18 protein-coding genes and 1 tRNA gene are annotated in these 17,301 nt (G+C 72.4%); 10 read left to right on the forward strand and 9 right to left on the reverse strand.

Going from position 1 to position 17,301, the window contains the following annotated elements; translation table 11 throughout:
• Positions 1–70: 70 nt before the first annotated feature.
• Positions 71–145: transfer RNA gene (locus tag IE267_RS04505), tRNA-Val, on the forward strand.
• Positions 146–367: 222 nt separating this feature from the next.
• Positions 368–544, forward strand: a complete 177-nt coding sequence (locus tag IE267_RS04510) for a hypothetical protein (RefSeq protein WP_167153509.1) — start codon at positions 368–370, stop codon at positions 542–544.
• A 242-nt stretch (positions 545–786) separates the two neighbouring features.
• Here the strand turns inward: IE267_RS04510 and IE267_RS04515 are convergent, their stop codons facing one another.
• On the reverse strand, positions 787–1,323 hold the full coding sequence (locus tag IE267_RS04515; protein ID WP_167153511.1) for a MarR family winged helix-turn-helix transcriptional regulator: 537 nt from the start codon (positions 1,321–1,323) through the stop codon (positions 787–789).
• 117 nt (positions 1,324–1,440) lie between these two features.
• Between IE267_RS04515 and IE267_RS04520 the strand changes: the two genes are divergently transcribed.
• The 4 genes from IE267_RS04520 (at position 1,441) to corA (ending at position 5,682) form a co-directional block, all read left to right on the forward strand.
• Positions 1,441–2,940 (forward strand): MFS transporter, encoded by a 1,500-nt coding sequence (locus IE267_RS04520; RefSeq protein ID WP_229860712.1) that lies wholly within the window; start codon positions 1,441–1,443, stop codon positions 2,938–2,940.
• 235 nt (positions 2,941–3,175) lie between these two features.
• Positions 3,176–3,625 carry a hypothetical protein gene (locus IE267_RS04525; protein WP_189762235.1) on the forward strand — a complete coding sequence of 150 codons (450 nt, stop codon included), beginning with the start codon at positions 3,176–3,178 and terminating at the stop codon, positions 3,623–3,625.
• Between the two features lie 301 nt (positions 3,626–3,926).
• Positions 3,927–4,511: a DUF1990 domain-containing protein gene (locus IE267_RS04530; protein ID WP_229860714.1), complete on the forward strand. Its 585-nt coding sequence runs from the start codon at positions 3,927–3,929 to the stop codon at positions 4,509–4,511.
• A gap of 85 nt (positions 4,512–4,596) precedes the next feature.
• Positions 4,597–5,682: a magnesium/cobalt transporter CorA gene (corA, locus tag IE267_RS04535; RefSeq protein WP_167156260.1), complete on the forward strand. Its 1,086-nt coding sequence runs from the start codon at positions 4,597–4,599 to the stop codon at positions 5,680–5,682.
• A gap of 142 nt (positions 5,683–5,824) precedes the next feature.
• Here the strand turns inward: corA and IE267_RS04540 are convergent, their stop codons facing one another.
• Positions 5,825–6,091 (reverse strand): hypothetical protein, encoded by a 267-nt coding sequence (locus IE267_RS04540; protein ID WP_161254982.1) that lies wholly within the window; start codon positions 6,089–6,091, stop codon positions 5,825–5,827.
• Between the two features lie 178 nt (positions 6,092–6,269).
• A complete protein-coding gene (locus tag IE267_RS04545) occupies positions 6,270–6,683 on the reverse strand; it encodes an RNA-binding S4 domain-containing protein (protein WP_161254985.1) in 414 nt (137 codons plus the stop codon).
• A gap of 171 nt (positions 6,684–6,854) precedes the next feature.
• Between IE267_RS04545 and IE267_RS04550 the strand changes: the two genes are divergently transcribed.
• The gene (locus tag IE267_RS04550) at positions 6,855–7,085 is read left to right on the forward strand and encodes a DUF2277 domain-containing protein (protein ID WP_161254988.1); all 231 of its coding nucleotides are present in this window, start codon (positions 6,855–6,857) and stop codon (positions 7,083–7,085) included.
• A gap of 27 nt (positions 7,086–7,112) precedes the next feature.
• On the opposite strand, the gene IE267_RS04555 is transcribed toward IE267_RS04550, so the two are convergent.
• The 4 genes from IE267_RS04555 to IE267_RS04570 form a co-directional block, all read right to left on the reverse strand.
• Positions 7,113–7,748, reverse strand: a complete 636-nt coding sequence (locus tag IE267_RS04555; RefSeq protein WP_189762236.1) for a DedA family protein — start codon at positions 7,746–7,748, stop codon at positions 7,113–7,115.
• A gap of 257 nt (positions 7,749–8,005) precedes the next feature.
• Positions 8,006–8,464: a DoxX family protein gene (locus tag IE267_RS04560; protein WP_161253939.1), complete on the reverse strand. Its 459-nt coding sequence runs from the start codon at positions 8,462–8,464 to the stop codon at positions 8,006–8,008.
• 82 nt (positions 8,465–8,546) lie between these two features.
• Positions 8,547–10,223 carry an alkaline phosphatase D family protein gene (locus tag IE267_RS04565; protein ID WP_189762237.1) on the reverse strand — a complete coding sequence of 559 codons (1,677 nt, stop codon included), beginning with the start codon at positions 10,221–10,223 and terminating at the stop codon, positions 8,547–8,549.
• A gap of 168 nt (positions 10,224–10,391) precedes the next feature.
• A complete protein-coding gene (locus tag IE267_RS04570; protein ID WP_167153523.1) occupies positions 10,392–11,060 on the reverse strand; it encodes an HNH endonuclease family protein in 669 nt (222 codons plus the stop codon).
• A gap of 465 nt (positions 11,061–11,525) precedes the next feature.
• Here IE267_RS04570 and IE267_RS04575 point away from each other — a divergent pair, with 465 nt between their 5' ends.
• Both IE267_RS04575 and IE267_RS04580 read left to right on the forward strand, forming a co-directional pair.
• Entirely contained in the window at positions 11,526–12,278 is a 753-nt protein-coding gene (locus tag IE267_RS04575) for an ABC transporter permease (protein ID WP_167153525.1), read from the forward strand.
• 258 nt (positions 12,279–12,536) lie between these two features.
• Positions 12,537–13,118: a TMEM165/GDT1 family protein gene (locus IE267_RS04580; protein ID WP_161255967.1), complete on the forward strand. Its 582-nt coding sequence runs from the start codon at positions 12,537–12,539 to the stop codon at positions 13,116–13,118.
• A gap of 166 nt (positions 13,119–13,284) precedes the next feature.
• On the opposite strand, the gene IE267_RS04585 is transcribed toward IE267_RS04580, so the two are convergent.
• Both IE267_RS04585 and IE267_RS04590 read right to left on the reverse strand, forming a co-directional pair.
• Positions 13,285–13,959: an HAD-IA family hydrolase gene (locus IE267_RS04585; protein ID WP_167153528.1), complete on the reverse strand. Its 675-nt coding sequence runs from the start codon at positions 13,957–13,959 to the stop codon at positions 13,285–13,287.
• A 205-nt stretch (positions 13,960–14,164) separates the two neighbouring features.
• The gene (locus tag IE267_RS04590) at positions 14,165–15,031 is read right to left on the reverse strand and encodes a peptidoglycan-binding domain-containing protein (protein ID WP_229860716.1); all 867 of its coding nucleotides are present in this window, start codon (positions 15,029–15,031) and stop codon (positions 14,165–14,167) included.
• Positions 15,032–15,226: 195 nt separating this feature from the next.
• Here IE267_RS04590 and IE267_RS04595 point away from each other — a divergent pair, with 195 nt between their 5' ends.
• The gene (locus IE267_RS04595) at positions 15,227–17,269 is read left to right on the forward strand and encodes an MFS transporter (RefSeq protein WP_167153532.1); all 2,043 of its coding nucleotides are present in this window, start codon (positions 15,227–15,229) and stop codon (positions 17,267–17,269) included.
• Positions 17,270–17,301 lie beyond the last annotated feature (32 nt).

Here is a 17,301-nt window from a genome sequence, read left to right on the forward strand (position 1 = left end):
TCGGTTCTCCCGCCCACAATCGGGTTTGCGGCGGCACCCCCGGGGCCATGTACGCTGTTCCCTCATCCACGGGTGTGTAGCTCAGGGGTAGAGCGCTGCTCTTACAAAGCAGATGTCGGCGGTTCGAAACCGTCCACGCCCACCAGCACGAAGGCCCCCCGCCGATCATGGCGGGGGGCCTTCGCCGTCCATCTCCGACATCACCGAGGCGGATCCGGTCGTCAGAACGGTCGCCGTGCTGTCCTAGGCACCTCAGTGCCGCCCATCGTCCGTGCGCCGATGCTCTTCGTGCGCGCCTACCCGGCGACGGTCGTCCCTGGGACGATGCAGTGTTCCGTCCACAGCGATTCGTACGCAGGAGGGGCACGTGACGCAGTCGATATGTGGGGCTCCCACCAAGAGCGGGAAGCGGTGCCAGAACAAAGCGGTCATCGGCACCTCCCGGTGCGCGAAGCACCCGGGATCCTGGTCCGCCTACGGGGTCCAGCAGCGGAAGAAGAAGGAAGCCGAAGCGAAGATGAAGAAGCTTCGCAAGAAGCGGTGAGCCGGGGCGCGGGCCCGCTCGGCCGACATCCACGGGTGACATCGACGAGCGCGGACCGGAGTGACCCTCAGCGGTTCGGCGCAGGCGGCACAATCCAGGCGGGCGCGGCTGAGGCTGGGTGCCGGGCGCGCTTGCAAAGCAGATGTCGGCGGTTCGCAACCGTCCGCGCCCACCGTGCCGAGCAGGCAAGCATCGGTTGAGAGGCCCTCCGGACCCGGTCCGGGGGGCCTTTTGATGCTCGGTCAGCGAGCCCGGTCGGTGGGGCCCGGGCCTGGAGGTCCGGAGGGGCGCGGTGGTTGGGTGTTCTGGTCCGTGAGGTGGGTGTCCATGGTGCTGTTCAGGTCGGCCATGAACGCCTCGAACTGTTCCAGTAGCCGCGGCGGGTAGTGCGACATCGCGGTGTCGAGGCGATGGGCCAGCGGGCCGAAGAACTCGTCCGCGCGCTCCTGGATGTGCCCGCCGCTGCGCAGGGTGACGACGCGTCGGTCCGCGTGTTCACGGGCGCGGGTGATGTGCCCCGCCGCTTCGAGACGGTTCAGCAGTGCGGTGGTGGCGCCCGTCGACAGGGAGATGCGTTCGCTCAGGCGGGCCGGTGACAGGGGGGTGCCGCGCTCCTCGGCGGCGGCGATCTCCAGGACCGCGGTCGCGTCGGTGGAGTGCAGGCCCAGCCAGGAGGCGAAGCGCCGACCGAGTTCGGTGTAGTGGCCGCCGTAGATCCTCAGCGATTCCATCAGCCGCTCGCGCCGCTCCGCGACACCGTCCCGCACGGCTTCCTCCATGCCGACCCTCCGCCCTTCTCCCTGGCCGCGCGGTCCGCACGGGCCGCCCGTTTTTGACAACCTACCGCCCTCGCTTTACCTTCACCATAAAGATACTTCACCATGGAGGTACTTGGTGTGAGCGCCCCTTCCCCCGCCCCCGACGGGACGGCCGAGCCCTACCGTCGGCGATGGCTCATCCTGGTGGCGATGCTCGTCGCGGAGATCATGGATCTCCTCGACGCCTCGATCATCAACGTCGCCGGCCCGGATCTGGAGAGGTCCCTCGGGGCCGGTCCCGTCGGCCTGCAGTGGGTGATCGGTGGCTACGCCCTCACCCTGGGCGCCGGTCTGGTCCTCGGCGGCCGGCTCGGCGACCGCTACGGACGGCGCCGGATGTTCCTGATCGGCCTCGGGTCCTTCACCGCGAGCTCGCTGCTGTGCGCCGTCGCGCCGAACATCGGGTCCCTGATCGGCTTCCGGCTGCTCCAGGGCGTCGCGGGGGCGATGCTCCTGCCCCAGGGCCTGGGCCTGCTCCGGGAGAACTTCTCCGGCCCCGAACTCACCAAGGTCTTCGCGGTCTTCGGCCCCGTCCTGGGCCTGGGCGGCATCGTCGGCCCCGTACTGGGCGGCTTCCTCATCGAGGGCGACTTCTTCGGCCTGGGCTGGCGGTCGGTGTTCCTGGTCAACCTGCCCATCGGCATCGCCGCACTGATCGTCGCCGCCACGTTCGTGCCCAAGAGGACGGGCGACCGCGTGGTGCGGGTCGACCTGACCGGGGCGGCCCTGGTGGTGGCGTCCTGCGCCCTGCTCGTACTGCCGCTGAACCAGGGCCAGGAGGACGGCTGGCCGCTGTGGACATGGCTGTGCATGGCCGCCTCGGCGGCAGGATTCGCCCTGTTCGCCGTGCAGCAGCGCCGAGCGGCGGCCGCGGGCCGCGCGCCACTGGTGACCCCGGGCCTGCTGCGCAAGCCCGCCTTCACCGTCGGGCTCGGCGGCATCGCCCTGTTCTTCGGCGGACTGATCGGCACCCAGCTCGTGCTGACCCTCTACCTCCAGATCGGCCGGCACTTCACCGCGGGCGACGCGGGACTCGGCAACCTGCCGCTCGCGGTGGGAACCGCGATCGGCGGCGCCGTGAGCGGGGCGTTCCTCGCGGACAGGATCGGCCGCAAGGTGCTGCAGATCGGGCCGCTGGTCCAGCTGGCCGGCGCGGCCGCGCTGTGGTTCGAGCTCGACGGGCTCGACGCCACCTCGTTCTCGATCCGGGACATCGCTCCCGGCGTCGCGGTCGCGGGCATCGGCGCCGGCATGGTGATCGCCGCCCTGTTCAGCTTCATCCTCGCCGCGGTCGACGACGACGAGATCGGGTCCGCCTCGGGCGTCCTGTCGGCGGTGCAGGCGGTCGGCGGCTCCATCGGTGTCGCGGTCTTCGGCTCCGTGTTCTTCGCCAAGGCGAGGGCCGGGGACTTCGTCACCGGTTTCCAGCACGCGCTGATCGTCCAGGCCTGCCTGCTGGCGGCCTTCTTCGCGATCACCTTCCTGCTGCCCAGGAAGGGCCGCCCCGAGGAGGACCAGCACGGCCTCGCCCCCGAAGCCGCCGCAGGCGACTCCGGCGTCCAGCACCTCTCGGCCTGAGACCCGGCCGGGCGGGCCCCCGAGGCGGGGCTGCGGCAGGAAGCACCACGCCGAGCCGTACCCCCGCCGCGATCGAACCACCCCGAGCCGTACCCCCCAGGCGCGGTCGGACCACCCCGGGGCCGTACCCCCGCCGCGGTCGCGCCGCGCGGCAGGAAGCGGACAATGGGTACTGCGCCGCCCCCGGCACTCGCGCGGCGCACCCGCTTCGAGCCGGAGTGTCCGAGGAGCAGCCATGGGTCGCCAGAAGGTCAGGTCAGCAGTCCTCGTCGGAGCGGTCGCGGCCCTTGCCGCGGCCGTCGGGCCGGTCGGAACCGCCACTGCCGCGGTCGGGCCGGGGGAGCCCCACACCGTCGTGGTCGACTGCTCCGGGCAGCCACAGGTGCGGCCGAGCAGCTATCTGATCGCCTGCGGTGACGGAAACAACGGCCTCGTCTCCCTGGAGTGGACGCAGTGGGGCGCGGCGTCGGCCGAAGGCCGGGGCTCGGACGTGGTGAACGACTGCGTCCCCTACTGCGCCGCCGGCCGCTTCCACACGTACCCCGTGACCGTCCGCCTCGACACCGTTCGCCCGAGGCCCGGCCAGTCGGGCCAGCCCTACTTCACCGTGCTGCACGTGCACTACACGGCCGACACCCCCGCCCGCACGCCGCGCGACGCGACGTACTCGATCGTCGGCGTCTGAGGACGGCCCCACCGCGGGTCCCGCCCGCCCATTGCGCTCAGCGGGAAGCCCCGTCAGGGTGCGGACGGGGCTTCTCGGCCGGCACCGCTGCGCGCTCGGGGGTCAACGCGCGGCGCCGCGATCCGGCGGGCCAGGAGCGGGGAGGACGCCGCCGGATGGCTGAGATTACGCCCGTACTTGGCTGAAACGTAACCCCTGTGCATGATGAGGCCCCGGCGGATCCACGGGATGCCGGGGGTCTGTTGGTTCCGGTGCGGTGGTGTGGGATTTCCACGCCGGGGCCGGGGGAGAGGGGGCGGTTGTGAGGACGATCGGCAGGGGGCTGCGGGCGGCCCACGCACGGGCCAGCGCGGCGGAGCCCGCCTACCCGGAGGTCGGTGCGACCGACCGGCCGGTGCTGCCCGGCGGCGAGGCCGGATACCGCGTGTTCCGGCGCCGGGTCCGGATCGGATACGGGCAGGAGGTCTTCGAGCGGGCCGGGGACTGCGTCATGGGGTGGGGCGTGCAGCGCGGCGCCGGGTTCGGGGTGCACCCCGATGCGCCCGCCGTGCCCGGCGCGACCGCGCTGATCGTCCTGCGGCTGCCCGGGCTGCCGTTCCCGCGCCTGGTCATCCCGTGCCGCGTGGTGTGGACCGTGCGCGCCGCCGAACGCGTCGGATTCGCCTACGGCACGCTGCCCGGCCACCCCGAATGCGGCGAGGAGTCCTTCGTCGTGGGGCGCGAGGCCGACGGGCTCGTGTGGTTCGAGGTCGCCGCGTTCTCCCGGCCCGCCAGCTGGTACGCCCGGCTCGGCGGGCCCCTGACCCGGCTGCTCCAGGACCTGGCCACCCGGCGCTACCTCCGGGCCGTGTCCCGCGCCGCCCGCGGGGGAACGCGGCAGCGGTGAGGCGCGTCTCCCAGGGGGCGCGTGGACGTACAGGAGGCGGTGGCACACTGGCCGCTCATTCGGTGAAGGGAAGCTGGTCGTGGCGATGATGCGGAACCTGCGGAGGGCGGTGCGCCGGGCCTACCGGCGGACCGTCGACCTCAGCCATCCGGCGCGCTCGCCCCTGGGGAGCGCGGTCGTCAACTGCGCCGTGTACGTCGACGGGGTACGGCAGAAGGACGACTGCCCGGTCGAGGAGGCACTGCGCCGGGTACGCAGGCTGGGCGACGGGGCCTTCGTCTGGATCGGGCTGCACGAGCCGACCGAGCAGGAATTCGCGGGCCTGGCCGCGCTGTTCGGGCTGCACCCCCTCGCCGTCGAGGACGCCGTCACCGCGCACCAGCGGCCCAAAGTCGTGCCCTACGACGACACCCTGTTCTCCGTCTTCAAGACCTGCCGCTACGTCGAGCACGAGGAACTCACCGCGAGCAGCGAGGTGGTGGACACCGGCGAACTGATGGTGTTCACCGGAGGCGACTTCGTCATCACCGTGCGGCACGGCATGCACGGCTCGCTCGGGCCGCTGCGCGAGGAACTGGAGCAGGAGCGCGAGCAGTTGGCCAAGGGGCCGTCGGCGGTGCTGCACGCCATCGCCGACCACGTCGTCGACGAATACCTCGCCGTCGTCGACGCCATGCAGAGCGACATGGACGCGGTCGAGACCGCGGTCTTCGCCGAGAACGCCGGACGCGGCGACGCGGGCCGGATCTACCAGCTCAAGCGCGAACTCCTCGAACTGAAGCGGGCGGTGGCCCCGCTCGACCGGCCGCTGCAGAAGCTGGCCGGTGAGGCGGTGCCCTCCGTCGACCCGGAGGTCAGGCCGTACTTCCGTGACGTGGCGGATCATCTGCTGCGCACCACCGAGCAGATCGCCGCCTTCGACGGGCTGCTCGACTCGATCCTCCAGGCCCATCTCGCCCAGGTCACGGTGGCCCAGAACGAGGACATGCGGAAGATCACGGCGTGGGCGGCGATCGTCGCCGTGCCGACCATGGTCTGCGGCATCTACGGCATGAACTTCGAGAACATGCCCGAACTCCACTGGCGTTACGGCTACTTCATGGCACTCGGGCTGATGGCGGCCGCCTGCTTCGTCATCCACCGCGGCTTCCGGCGCAACGGCTGGCTGTAGCCGGGTCCTCGACGGGCCCGGCCACAGCCGACCGATGACGGCGAACGCCGTTTGCCGTGACGCCGGTTGAGGTGGCGCCGGTTGAGGTGGCGCCGGTCGAGGTGACCCCGGTTGGGGCGACTCCGGTTGGGGTGACGTGCCGTCAGTCGCGGTGGCGGGAGAACAGGCCCTGGCGCTCGCGCCGGTAGCGGCGCTCCCAGCGGTCCATCCGGTCCCGTCGGGCACGGTAGGAGCGGTAGTCGGAGTCGGCCCGGCCGCCTCCGGCGGCACCGCTGCCGCCCGCTCCGGAGGCCGAACCGCCGCCGGAGCGGCGCAGGACGGCGTACAGCAGGGCTGCGACGGCCACCGAGAGCACGGTGGCGCCGAGACTGAGACCGATTCCGTGCAGGATCAGAGCGAGAAGGATCATCAAGAGGATCATTGCGAGTCCTTGAGGGACGGACCGGGAGCTTCCCCTGGCGCCCGGTGCAAGCCTCCAAGTTACTCCGCAATGACGGGAGTTGGCCTCCGAGTTGATGCGCGGAGGAATCCGCGCGCACCGCGGGGCGAGCCCGGCCGTCCCCGCGGGCCCACCCCGCCCGCTGTCCTCAGCCCGCGCTGCGCCGGCTCTCGGAGAGGCCGCGCAGACGCTCCATCTCGCGCCGGTCGCGCTTGGTGGGCCGGCCCAGGCCCCGGTCCCGTACGCCCGCCGCGAGGGCGTCCGTGCGGGCGGGCGGCGGCGGGCTCTTGTCGATGTACGCCTCGACGGCGACCGGGGCGCCGACCCGCTTGCGCAGCAGCGTGACGACCTTGACGATGCGCTCCCGGCCGTCCATGCGCAGCCGCACCTCGTCGCCGACCTTCACCTGGTGGGCGGCCTTGACCCGCTCGCCGTTGACCTGGACGTGTCCGGCCCGGCAGGCCGTGCCCGCCTGGGAGCGCGTCTTGGTGAGCCGGACCGACCAGATCCAGCTGTCGACGCGTACGGGGCCGGTGCTGGTGCCGTTCGCTGCTTCCGCCATGCCCTCGACCTTAATCGGCGGACGCCGCGGAGCCTCGCGTTTTTCGGACGCGATGGGGGATGACGCGATGGGGGATGGGGATGGGGGTGGGGCGGGGTGAGCGGGGCGGGCCGGGTGGGACGGATTCGGGGGGCCGGGGCCGTTGTCAGTGGTGTCGGTCACACTGGAGGCATGTGCAGAAGCATCAAGACGCTGAGGCCCCCGGCCATGCCGGAGGAGGCCACCGATGACGACATCAGGGCCGCCGCCCTGCAGTACGTGCGCAAGGTGTCCGGCTTCCGGGCGCCCGCCGAGCACAACAGGGAGGTGTTCGAGCGCGCGGTGGACGAGGTGGCGGAAGCCACGCGCGCGCTGCTGGACGGTCTTGAGGTGCGGGGAGCCGCCGCGCGGAAGCCGGCGTAGCCGCAGGGCCGGGGGCGCTCGGCCCCGTCAGGCCGCCGGGGCCGTCGTCGGGCCCGGGCGCTTGACGACGTACGCCGCGAGGCCGCCCGCCGCGAACAGGGCCAGCAGGGACACCCCCGTGCCCAGCCAGGTCGCGCCCAGCCACTGCCCGCCGAAGTAGCCGAGCCCCACGCTGTACGTCGCCCAGGCCACGCCGGCAAGGGCCGACCAGGGCAGAAACTCGCGGACCTTGCGGTGCGCCGCACCCGCGCCGAGGGAGACCACGGACCGCCCGGCGGGGGCGAAGCGCGCGATGACGACGAGGCTGCCGCCGCCCCGGCTGAGCGCCATGCCGAGTCGTTCCTGCGCGCGGGTCAGCCGGCGGGAGCGGGCGATCGCGCGCTCCAAGCGGGCGCCGCCGCGCAGGGCGAGGCGGTAGGCGACCAGATCGCCGAGGACGGAGGCGCCGGCGGCGCAGGCGGCGAGCGCCAGCAGGTCGGCGTGGCCGGTCCCCGCCGCCGCCTCCGCGCCGACCGCGGTGGCGGACCCGGCGGCCGTGGTCGCCGCGGTGATCACCAGGACACCGCTGGGCAGCACGGGAAGGAAGACGTCGAGGAGGACGGAGAGGGTCACGACGGCGTAGATCCAGGGGCTGGACGTCAGCGCCCCCACACTCTCCAGCACGTTCGCTCCTCTGCGGCTTGTCGGTTCCCCGGGACTGAATACCGCGGTGTCGCGGGGAAGCGGCAGGGGCAGCGGTACAGCCGTAGAGCGTACGCCCGGCCCTGCAGAAGATTTCTGCCAGGGGTGGGTGGTGTCCCGGTACAGCGGAAGTCGAGCGGGCTGCGAGAGAGGTCCCCGGCAGGCCGCTGCCCGGAGTTCGGGGACTGAACTCCGGGCAGCGGCAGGTGCGTTGGCGGCGCGAAGGCCGGTCCGTCCGCTCAGGCGGCGACGGTCTCGCGCTGGGTGTCGGAGGCCGGCCGGGCGGTGCGGCGGGCGCCGATGAGCTGGTCGAGCGCGAGCGCGCCCGGACCGGTGAAGACCAGGAGCAGGAACGCCCAGCAGTACATCGCGGAGGCCTCGCCGCCGTTCTGCAGGGGCAGCAGCGCGTTCGACTGGTGGACGCTGAAGTAGGCGTACGCCATCGAGCCCGAGGAGACCAGGGCCGCGGCGCGGGTGAAGAGGCCGGTCAGCACCAGGATGCCGCCGACGAGCTGGATGACGGCCGCGTACCAGCCCGGCCAGGTGCCCGCGGGGATCGAGCCGCCGCCCATCGCACCGCCGAAGACGCCGAAGAGGGAGGCCGCGCCGTGGCAGGCGAAGAGGAGGCCGATGACTATGCGGAACAGGGCGAGCGCGTAGGGACGCGCGCGCTCGGCGTCGAGCGTGGGGGAAGCCATTGGGGGCTCCTTCGGTTGGGGACGGGACCGATGGGTTCCACAGGTTAGGCAGCCCTCATTAGTGCTTGCAAGTTCAACATTCTTAATGTCTTGTTTCGGCTGGGTGAATTGAGCCAGGTGTGCCGTCTGGCGCGATCGGCCGGTCCATGACGGTCTCCAGTTGGACTGGACCACTGCGCAGATGCCCGGCGCGGCGCGCCCGATCCAGCCGCAGCCGTGCCGAACGGCCGTGCAGCGTAAGGGTCATGAGCTGGTTTCCGAACCACGGCCCGCCGGTCCTGCGCCAGTCGAACACCGGCCGAACCACGCGCGCGTGCCGTGCGAGGGCATGGCCGATACGGCGCCCGACACGGCTCCAGCCGAAGCGGAATCCGGCCTGGACCGGGGCCGGAACCGAGTTGTGGACCGGCGAACACGTGAACTGACAGACACGGGCGGTGGGTTGGGGCGCCGAATTTGGCCAGAAGGGCTGGGCCACGTATGCGTGGTGCACGTCACCCGACAGGACACTGATGGTGGCGGGGGCGCCAGGACCCGAGCCGGTGCGGGCGATCAGCTCGGTGAGGAGCTCGAACGAGGCCGGGAACGCGGCCCAGTGCTCCAGGTCGGCACGGCGGCGCAGCCGTTCGCCGATCCGTGCCCAGCGCGGGCCGCGGGAGCCCGCGCACAGGGCCGCGTCCCACTGCTCCGCGTCGTGGACGAGCGGCGGCAGCAGCCAGGGAAGGGACGTCCCGAGCAGGAGGTGGTCGCACTCCCCGGGGGCCGGCATCTGCTCTTCCAGCCACCGGGCCTCGCCCTCGTCGAGCATCGCCCGCCGCCCCTCCTCCAGGACGCGGGCGGCCCGGCTGTCCACCATCACGAGCCGGGTGCGGCCGAAGTCGCGCCGATAGCTCCAGCGCACCGTCGCCGGGTCCCGGTCGGCCAGCGCCGCGAACGCGCGCAGCGCCTCCGTACCGTCCGGTGCACCCCGCACCGCCGTATACAGCGGGTCGTCGGCGAGCTCGGCGGGCGAGAGGTTCCCGAGGTGCTGATGGACCCAGTACGACATCAGGCCGCTGAGCACCCGCTCCTGCCACCAGGGCGTGCCGCGCATCTCTTCGAGCCAGGCGGCGCTGGTGTTCCAGTCGTCGATCACGTCGTGGTCGTCGAAGATGTGGCAGCTCGGCACGGTGGAGAGGAACCAGCGCACCTCGGGGTCGAGCCAGGTCTCGTAGTACAGCCGGGTGTACTCCTCGTAGTCCGCCACCTCGGCGCCCGGCGCGTCCCGCAGGTCCCGCCGCGCGGCCAGCCAGCGCCGGGTGTCGGGCGAGACGTTGTCCGCGTACACCTGGTCGCCGAGGAGCAGCAGGAGGTCGGGCCGCTCGGCGGCGGGGTCCGCGGCGATGCCCGTGGCGAGCGCGTCGAGCGCGTCCGTGGCGGTGGGGTCGGGGGCGCGCCGGCAGGAGCCGAAGGTGACGCGGAGCGGGGCGTCGGCCCCCGGGACGCGGATGGTGCTGGGCGGAAAGCGGGAGTCGGGCGGCGGCCACACCGGGCGCCCGTCGAGCAGCACCTCGTACGCGGTGGCGGTGCCCGGCGTCAGACCGTCCAGGGCGACCAGGGCGTAGTGGTGTCCCGCGATCTGGAAGGTGCCGGCCTCGCCCTCGGTGCCGTCGGCGCAGCGCACCCGGGCGGAGCAGGGCCGGTCGGCCTCGACCCACAGCGTGGCGGCTCCGTGCGGGTCCAGATATCGCAGCAGCGGCCCCAGGCGCAGCCCGGCCATGTGATGCCCCCTCCGTCGCCGATCCGTTCGTACGGTACGGAACGACGGAGGGGTGCGACAGGTTTCAACAGCCTTGTGGGTAAAGCTTGTTGTTGACCTGACGAGCCGTCACCTGATGCAAAGTCGCGTCACGCAAAGTCACGTCACGCGATGTCACGACACGCGATGTCAGCAGCCGTTGAGGATGCCCTGCAGCGCGCTCTTCTCGGCGGAGTCGACCGTGAGGCTGTAGTAGTGCTTCACGTCGACCCACATCCGGGCGTACGTGCAGCGGTAGGAGGTCAGGGAGGGCAGCCACTTGGCGGGGTCCTTGTCGCCCTTGGCCTGGTTGACGTTGTCGGTGACCGCGATCAGCTGGGGGCGGGTCAGGTCGTTGGCGAAGCCCTGGCGCTGGGGGGTGGTCCAGTTGTTGGCCCCGGAGCGCCAGGCCTCGGCGAGCGGGACGATGTGGTCGATGTCCACGTCGGAGGCGGCGGACCAGGTGGCGCCGTCGTACTCGGAGTACCAACTGCCGCTGGTCGCCGCACAGCTGGAGTCGGTCGAGACGTTGGTCCCGTCGCGCTTGAGCACGACTTCGCGGGTGTTGCAGGTGCCGGACTGGGTGATCCAGTGCGGGAACTTGTCGCGGCTGTAGCCGGTCAGCGAGCCCTCGGCCTGCACGGTGAGCTGACCCAGATAGGTGCGGGCGGTGGCGGCGCTCACCGGGGTGGGCGGCGAGGCCTCGGCGGCCGGGGCGGTGATCAGGGCGGCGCCCGCGGCGAGTGCGGCAGCGGCGGCGAGGACGGCGGAGCGACGCGCGTAGACGCGGGGCGTACGCGTTCCTATGGCGGCTGACATGCGAACTCCCTTGAAGTGGGGGGAACTTGACCGGCCACGGGATGGGCGGCCCGGCCAGCGTGACGGCGCCAGGTTGCCTGGGAATGGGCGCCAGGTAACAGCCTGGCGACATGGGCACGTCAGATCAAGAGTCCGGACGGCACGGAACGGCAAGGGAATTGACGCACTGTCGGCGCGCACGGCCCCTGTGGCAGAGCGCGCTCCGGCCCGACGCCACCGGCTCGCGACGGGAGCGCTGCGGCGTCCGGCACCGGCTGACGACGGGGGCGGCCGCCTGCCCGGGGCCGGCTCGCGGCGGGAGTGGCGGGCTGCCCGGCGCCGGTATGCGGGGGAGCAACGGGCTGCGCGGCACCGGTATGTGGTGTGGGTACCGGGCTGCCCGGCACCCACCCGGTGCGGGAGTCGGGCGGGCTCGCGGGGGAGTGGTCCGCCGTCACCGGGGGCCCCGCGTCGTACGGTGGGCGCGTGCTGCTGCCCGTGAACATCACGCTCGGGGCTGTCCTGGTCGCCCTGCTCCTCGTCGCCGCGGGCGTCGCCGCTGCCGCGCATCTGGGGCGGCACCGCGAGATCCTCGTCGCCGGGGTGCGGGCGGCGGTGCAGCTCGCCGTGGTCGCCCTCGCGATCCACTGGGTGGTCGGCTCGGTGCCGCTGCTGCTGGGATTCCTGGCGCTGATGTTCGCCGTCGCGGTTCGCACCGCGGGCCGCCGGATGACCGCCAACGCCACCTGGTGGTGGGCGGCCGCCCCCATCGCGGCCGGGGTCGCACCCGTGGTCGCGGCGCTGCTGCTCACCGGTCTCGTCCCGCTCAAGGGAATCGCGCTGATCCCGGTCACCGGCATCCTCATCGGCGGCGCGCTCACCGCGACCGTGCTGGGCGGGCGCCGCGCGCTGGACGAGCTGACCGCGCGGCGCGGCGAGGTGGAGGCCGGCATGGCGCTCGGCCTGCTCGACCGGGACGCCCGTCTGGAGATCGCGCGGCCCGCCGCGTCCGACGCCCTGCTGCCCGGTCTCGACCAGACCAGGACGGTGGGCCTGGTCACCCTGCCCGGCGCGTTCGTGGGCATGCTGCTCGGCGGCGCGTCCCCGGTGCAGGCGGGCGCGGTTCAGCTGTTCGTGCTGGTCGCGCTCATGTGCGTACAGGCGGTCGCGGTGTCGGTGGTGCTCGAACTCGTGGCACGCGGCAAGGTGCACCGCGAGGTCCGGGACCTTGGTCCCTGATGGCCCGCGTGCGGCATGCCGTACCCTTGAGGGCGCAGAAGGGGAGTAGCTCTTCGCCGGAACGTCGACATACTGCCGAGTCCCTCACCAGGGGTTCTTGGCCGGCGCCCGGAGGCGAGTTCCCGCAAGGGACCCGCCAGCGAGACCTTCGGCCGCAGTGACATGACCATTCATGGCGCTGTCGTGCCGAAGCGACCCCGAATCCAGCTCGGAACTGCTCTCGGTGCGGCCCGCCCGACCGATTGAGGAACCCCTTCCGTGCTCAGCCTCACGATCATGGCGATCACCTTCGGTGTGATCTTCCTCGCCGAACTCCCCGACAAGACCGCGCTCGCGGGACTCATGCTCGGCACCCGCTACAAAGCCTCCTACGTCTTCGTCGGCGTCGCCGCCGCCTTCGCCGTCCACGTCGTCCTCGCCATCGCGGCGGGCAGTGTGCTGACCCTGCTGCCGCAGCGGCTGCTCCAGGCGATCGTGGGCGTCCTGTTCCTCGCGGGCGCGGCGATGCTGCTCTTCAAGAAGGGCGACGACGACGAGGACGTGAAGCCGCCCGCCGACCAGTCGTTCTGGAAGGTCTCCGGGGCCGGCTTCATGCTGATCCTGGTCGCCGAGTTCGGTGACCTCACCCAGATCATGACGGCCAACCTGGCCGCCCGTTACGACAACCCGCTGTCCGTCGGCATCGGCGCGGTGCTCGGCCTGTGGGCCGTCGCGGGCCTCGGCATCCTGGGGGGCCGGACCCTGATGAAGCGCGTGCCGCTGCGTCTGATCACCAAGATCGCGGCCTGCCTGATGCTGGCCCTGGCAGGCTTCAGCCTCTTCGAGGCGATCGCGGGCTAGGCCCCGCACGGGTGCGCCCGGTAGCGCGTACGCCTCGCACGCCTACGGGTGACGACCCCGTGGGCGTGCGGGACCGTATCCGTACCGTCCCGCACGCCCACAGCAGGACGACGAAAACGGCCCCCGTGGTAGGACGGGGGCCGTTCGTCTTCGGGGGGTGGGCCGCTCAGCCGGTGATCTCCAGGCGCAGGGTGCCGTCCGCCTGGGCGGTGACCGTGAGGTGCGTGAGGTCGGGGACGTACGCGGTGGGCTCGTGGGCGTTCGCCCGGGGGCCCACGCCGACGACCCGCATCCCGGCGGCCCGGCCGGCCGCGATGCCGGCCTCGGAGTCCTCGAACACGACACAGTCCGCCGGGTCGAAGCCCAGCTCGGCCGCGCCCTTGAGGAAGCCCTCCGGGTCCGGCTTGCTCGCGCCCACGCTCTCGGCGGTGACCCGCACCTCGGGCATGGGAAGACCGGCGGCCGTCATACGGGCCCGGGCGAGCGCGGCGTCGGCCGAGGTGACCAGGGCGTGCGGAAGGCCGGCGATGGCGGCCATGAAGGCGGGGGCCCCGGCGACCGGGACGACGCCGTCGGTGTCGGCGGTCTCCTCGGCGAGCATCACCTTGTTGTCCGCGTAGTTCTGCTCCATCGGCCGCTCCGGGAGCAGCACGGCCATGGTGGCGTAGCCCTGGCGGCCGTGGACGACCTTGAGGGCCGCCTCCGGGTCGAGGCCGTTGCGCTCGGCCCAGCGGCGCCAGCAGCGCTCCACGACGGCGTCGGAGTTCACGATCGTCCCGTCCATGTCGAGGAGGAGGGCGCGGGCGGTCAGGACGGTGGTGGTCGTGGTGCTGGCCGACATCGGCGGACTCCAGGGCACGGGAGCGGGTGGCACGGAAAAGCGAACGGGTGGCGCGGAAAAACAAAGGTGACCCCCGCCCGCCGGTCAGGGAGTACAGGCAGGGATCACTTTGTTCCTCCACGATACAAAACGCGAGGGGGGTTGTGCCACCCGCCCCCCTCGTGCTGGGTGGACGGCGTCCCCCGCGGGTGCGGGCGTCGCGTTCTCAGGGCCGTCGCGTGACCGACTCCAGGGCCTGGCGGGTGGGCGGCCCGTAGACCCCCGCCGGGTCGCCCTCGACGCCCAGGTACGCCTGGAAGTCGCGCACCGCGCGTTCGGTCCGGGAGCCGAAGCCACCGTCGATGCTGCCGGTGTAGAGCCCCAACTGGGCCAGCCGCCGCTGGAGTTCGAGCACGCCGGGCCCCTTGTCGCCGCGCCGCAGCGTGCTGCTCGCGGGAGGCGCGAGCGGCTGGCGCGTGGGGGAGTGCGAGGGCTGCCCGGACACGGACGCGGAGGGGACCGGAGGCGGCTTCGACGGGGTCGGCGAGGCGGCCCTGGACGCGGACGGTGACGCCGAGGGCCGCGCGGACGCCGACCGGCTCGGGCTCGCCCTCTTCGTGCGGGACGCGGCGGCCGAGGGCGCCTGGGGGGACGCAGAGTCGTCGCCGTTGTACGGAACGACGGTCCCGGCCGCGTCCGGCAGCGCCTGCTTCGGGGTGGCGTCGTCGGCGAACAGGGTGCTCGCGAACGCCGCCGTGGCGACCGCGACCGCCGCGACCGCGCCGACGGTCAGCGCGGCCACGCGGCGCCTGCGGGGACTGCGCCCGGCTTCCGGGGGTGCGGGACGCGCCGCTCCGGTGGGCGCGGGCTCCGCAGCCGGGACCACCGCCCCGAGCCGCATCGTCCGCTCGGCGGGCGCCTCCGGGGCGGCCGGGGCGCCCTCCTCCGGCCCGGCCGAGGCGTTCGGCAGCAGCACGTACGGCCTGATGCGCAGCGGGTCGAAGTCCTCCGCGGCGGCGGCCTCGGCCGAGCGTTCGGCGTGCAGCGTCTCGGCGGCGCGCTCGCCGCAGACGCAGCCGGGTCTGCCGTCCACCCCGCGTTCCGCACCGCATGCGGGACAGCCCTGTCGGGTCATCGTCGGGTCCCCTCCCCAAGAAACTGCGAGCGATTATGCCGGGCGGCCCGCGGGCGCCCCAGCGTGCGCGGGCGACCCCGGCAGGCCATTTCCGTACATTCCGATCAAGATGGGGGGAGCGAGTCGGAGCACACACACGGATGGGACGTGGCCATGGCTCAGGGAACCGCCCCCGCCACCGTCGCCCCCGGTGCGGGGCAGGAACGGCGGACCGTACTGGTCGCCATCGGCGCGCTGCTGCTGGGCATGCTGATCGCCGCGCTCGACCAGACCATCGTCTCGACCGCGCTGCCGACCATCGTCAGCGACCTGGGCGGCATGGAACACCTGTCGTGGGTCGTCACGGCGTACATGCTGGCGTCGACCGCCGCGACACCGCTGTGGGGCAAGCTCGGCGACCAGTACGGCCGCAAGAAGCTGTTCCAGGTCGCGATCGTCATCTTCCTCATCGGCTCGGCACTGTGCGGCATCGCGCAGAACATGGGCCAGCTGATCGGATTCCGCGCGCTCCAAGGACTGGGCGGCGGCGGCCTGATGGTGCTGTCCATGGCGATCGTCGGCGACCTCGTCTCGCCCCGCGAACGCGGCAAGTACCAGGGCCTGTTCGGTGCGGTGTTCGGCGCCACCAGTGTGCTCGGGCCGCTGCTCGGCGGGTTCTTCACCGAACAGCTCAGCTGGCGCTGGGTGTTCTACATCAACCTGCCCATCGGCGTGGTCGCGCTCCTCGTCATCGCCGCGGTGCTGCACATCCCGGCGCGCGGCACCCGGCACACCATCGACTACCTGGGCACCTTCCTCATCGCCTCCGTCGCGACCTGCCTGGTCCTGGTCGCGTCACTCGGCGGTACGACCTGGCCCTGGGCCTCGGCGCAGATCATCGGTCTTGCGGTGCTCGGCGTGGTGCTGCTCGTGGCGTTCGTCGCGGTGGAGCGCAGGGCCGTGGAGCCGGTGCTCCCGCTGAAGCTGTTCCGCATCCGCACGTTCACCCTCGTCGCCGTCATCAGTTTCATCGTGGGCTTCGCGATGTTCGGCGCGATGACGTACCTGCCCACCTTCCTCCAGGTCGTCCAGGGCATCTCGCCGACGATGTCCGGCGTGCACATGCTGCCGATGGTCCTCGGCCTGCTGCTGACCTCCACGGCATCCGGCCAGATCGTCTCCCGCACCGGCCGGTGGAAGGTCTTCCCCATCCTGGGCACCGCGATCACGGCGATCGGCCTGCTGTTCCTGCACCGGCTCGACGAGTCGAGCTCCACCTGGGAGATGAGCGCCTACTTCTTCGTCTTCGGCGCGGGTCTCGGCCTGGTCATGCAGGTCCTGGTCCTGGTCGTGCAGAACGCGGTGGACTATGCCGACCTGGGCGTCGCGACCTCGGGAGCCACCTTCTTCCGGTCGATCGGAGCCTCCTTCGGCGTGGCCATCTTCGGCACGATCTTCACCAACCGGCTCACCGGAAAGCTCTCCGACGCCCTGGCCGGACAGACGCTGCCGCCCGGCATCGGCCCCTCCACGATCTCCGCCGACCCGCACGCCATCGCCCAACTGCCGCCCGCCGCACGCCCACCGGTGCTGCACGCCTACTCCTCGTCCATCACCGACGTCTTCCTGTACGCGGCCCCGGTCGTCCTCCTCGCCTTCGTGACGGCGTGGTTCCTCAAGGAGGACAAGCTGCGCGGCGCGGTCACCGCGCCCGACACCAGCCAGACCCTCGCCTCCAATCCCGTCGAGCGGTCCTCCTACGACGAGTGTGCGCGGGCCCTTTCGGTGCTCGGCACGCGCGAGGGGCGCCGGGAGATCTACCGGACGATCACCACGAAGGCGGACCTGGACCTGCTCCCGGCGGCGAGCTGGCTGCTGCTGCGCATCCGGAAGTACGGCTCCGCCGACCCCGCGGTGCTCGCCGAGCGCGCCCCCGTGCCGCTGCACGTCATCACCGAGGCAGCGCGCCAGGTGGAGGGGCGCGGGCTCGCCCGACGGGACGGACTGCCGCTGGTGCTGACCGAGGAGGGCCGCGAGGTCGCGGTGCGCCTGTTCGAGGCCCGCGAGGAGTCCTTGGCCGAACTGCTCGGCGACTGGTGGGGGCCCGACCGTCCCCGGGATCTGGTGAAGCTGATCGAGGAGCTGTCCTCGGAGCTGTCCGGCTCCGAGTCGGAACGGCCGACGGGCCCGGCCGCCCCGCGCGACCACGCGGCGTGAACCGCCCGCCGACCGGGCGGAACGGGGCGGCG

The sequence above is a fragment of the Streptomyces xanthochromogenes genome (genome assembly GCF_014650455.1).
Taxonomy (GTDB): Bacteria; Actinomycetota; Actinomycetes; order Streptomycetales; family Streptomycetaceae; genus Streptomyces; species Streptomyces xanthochromogenes.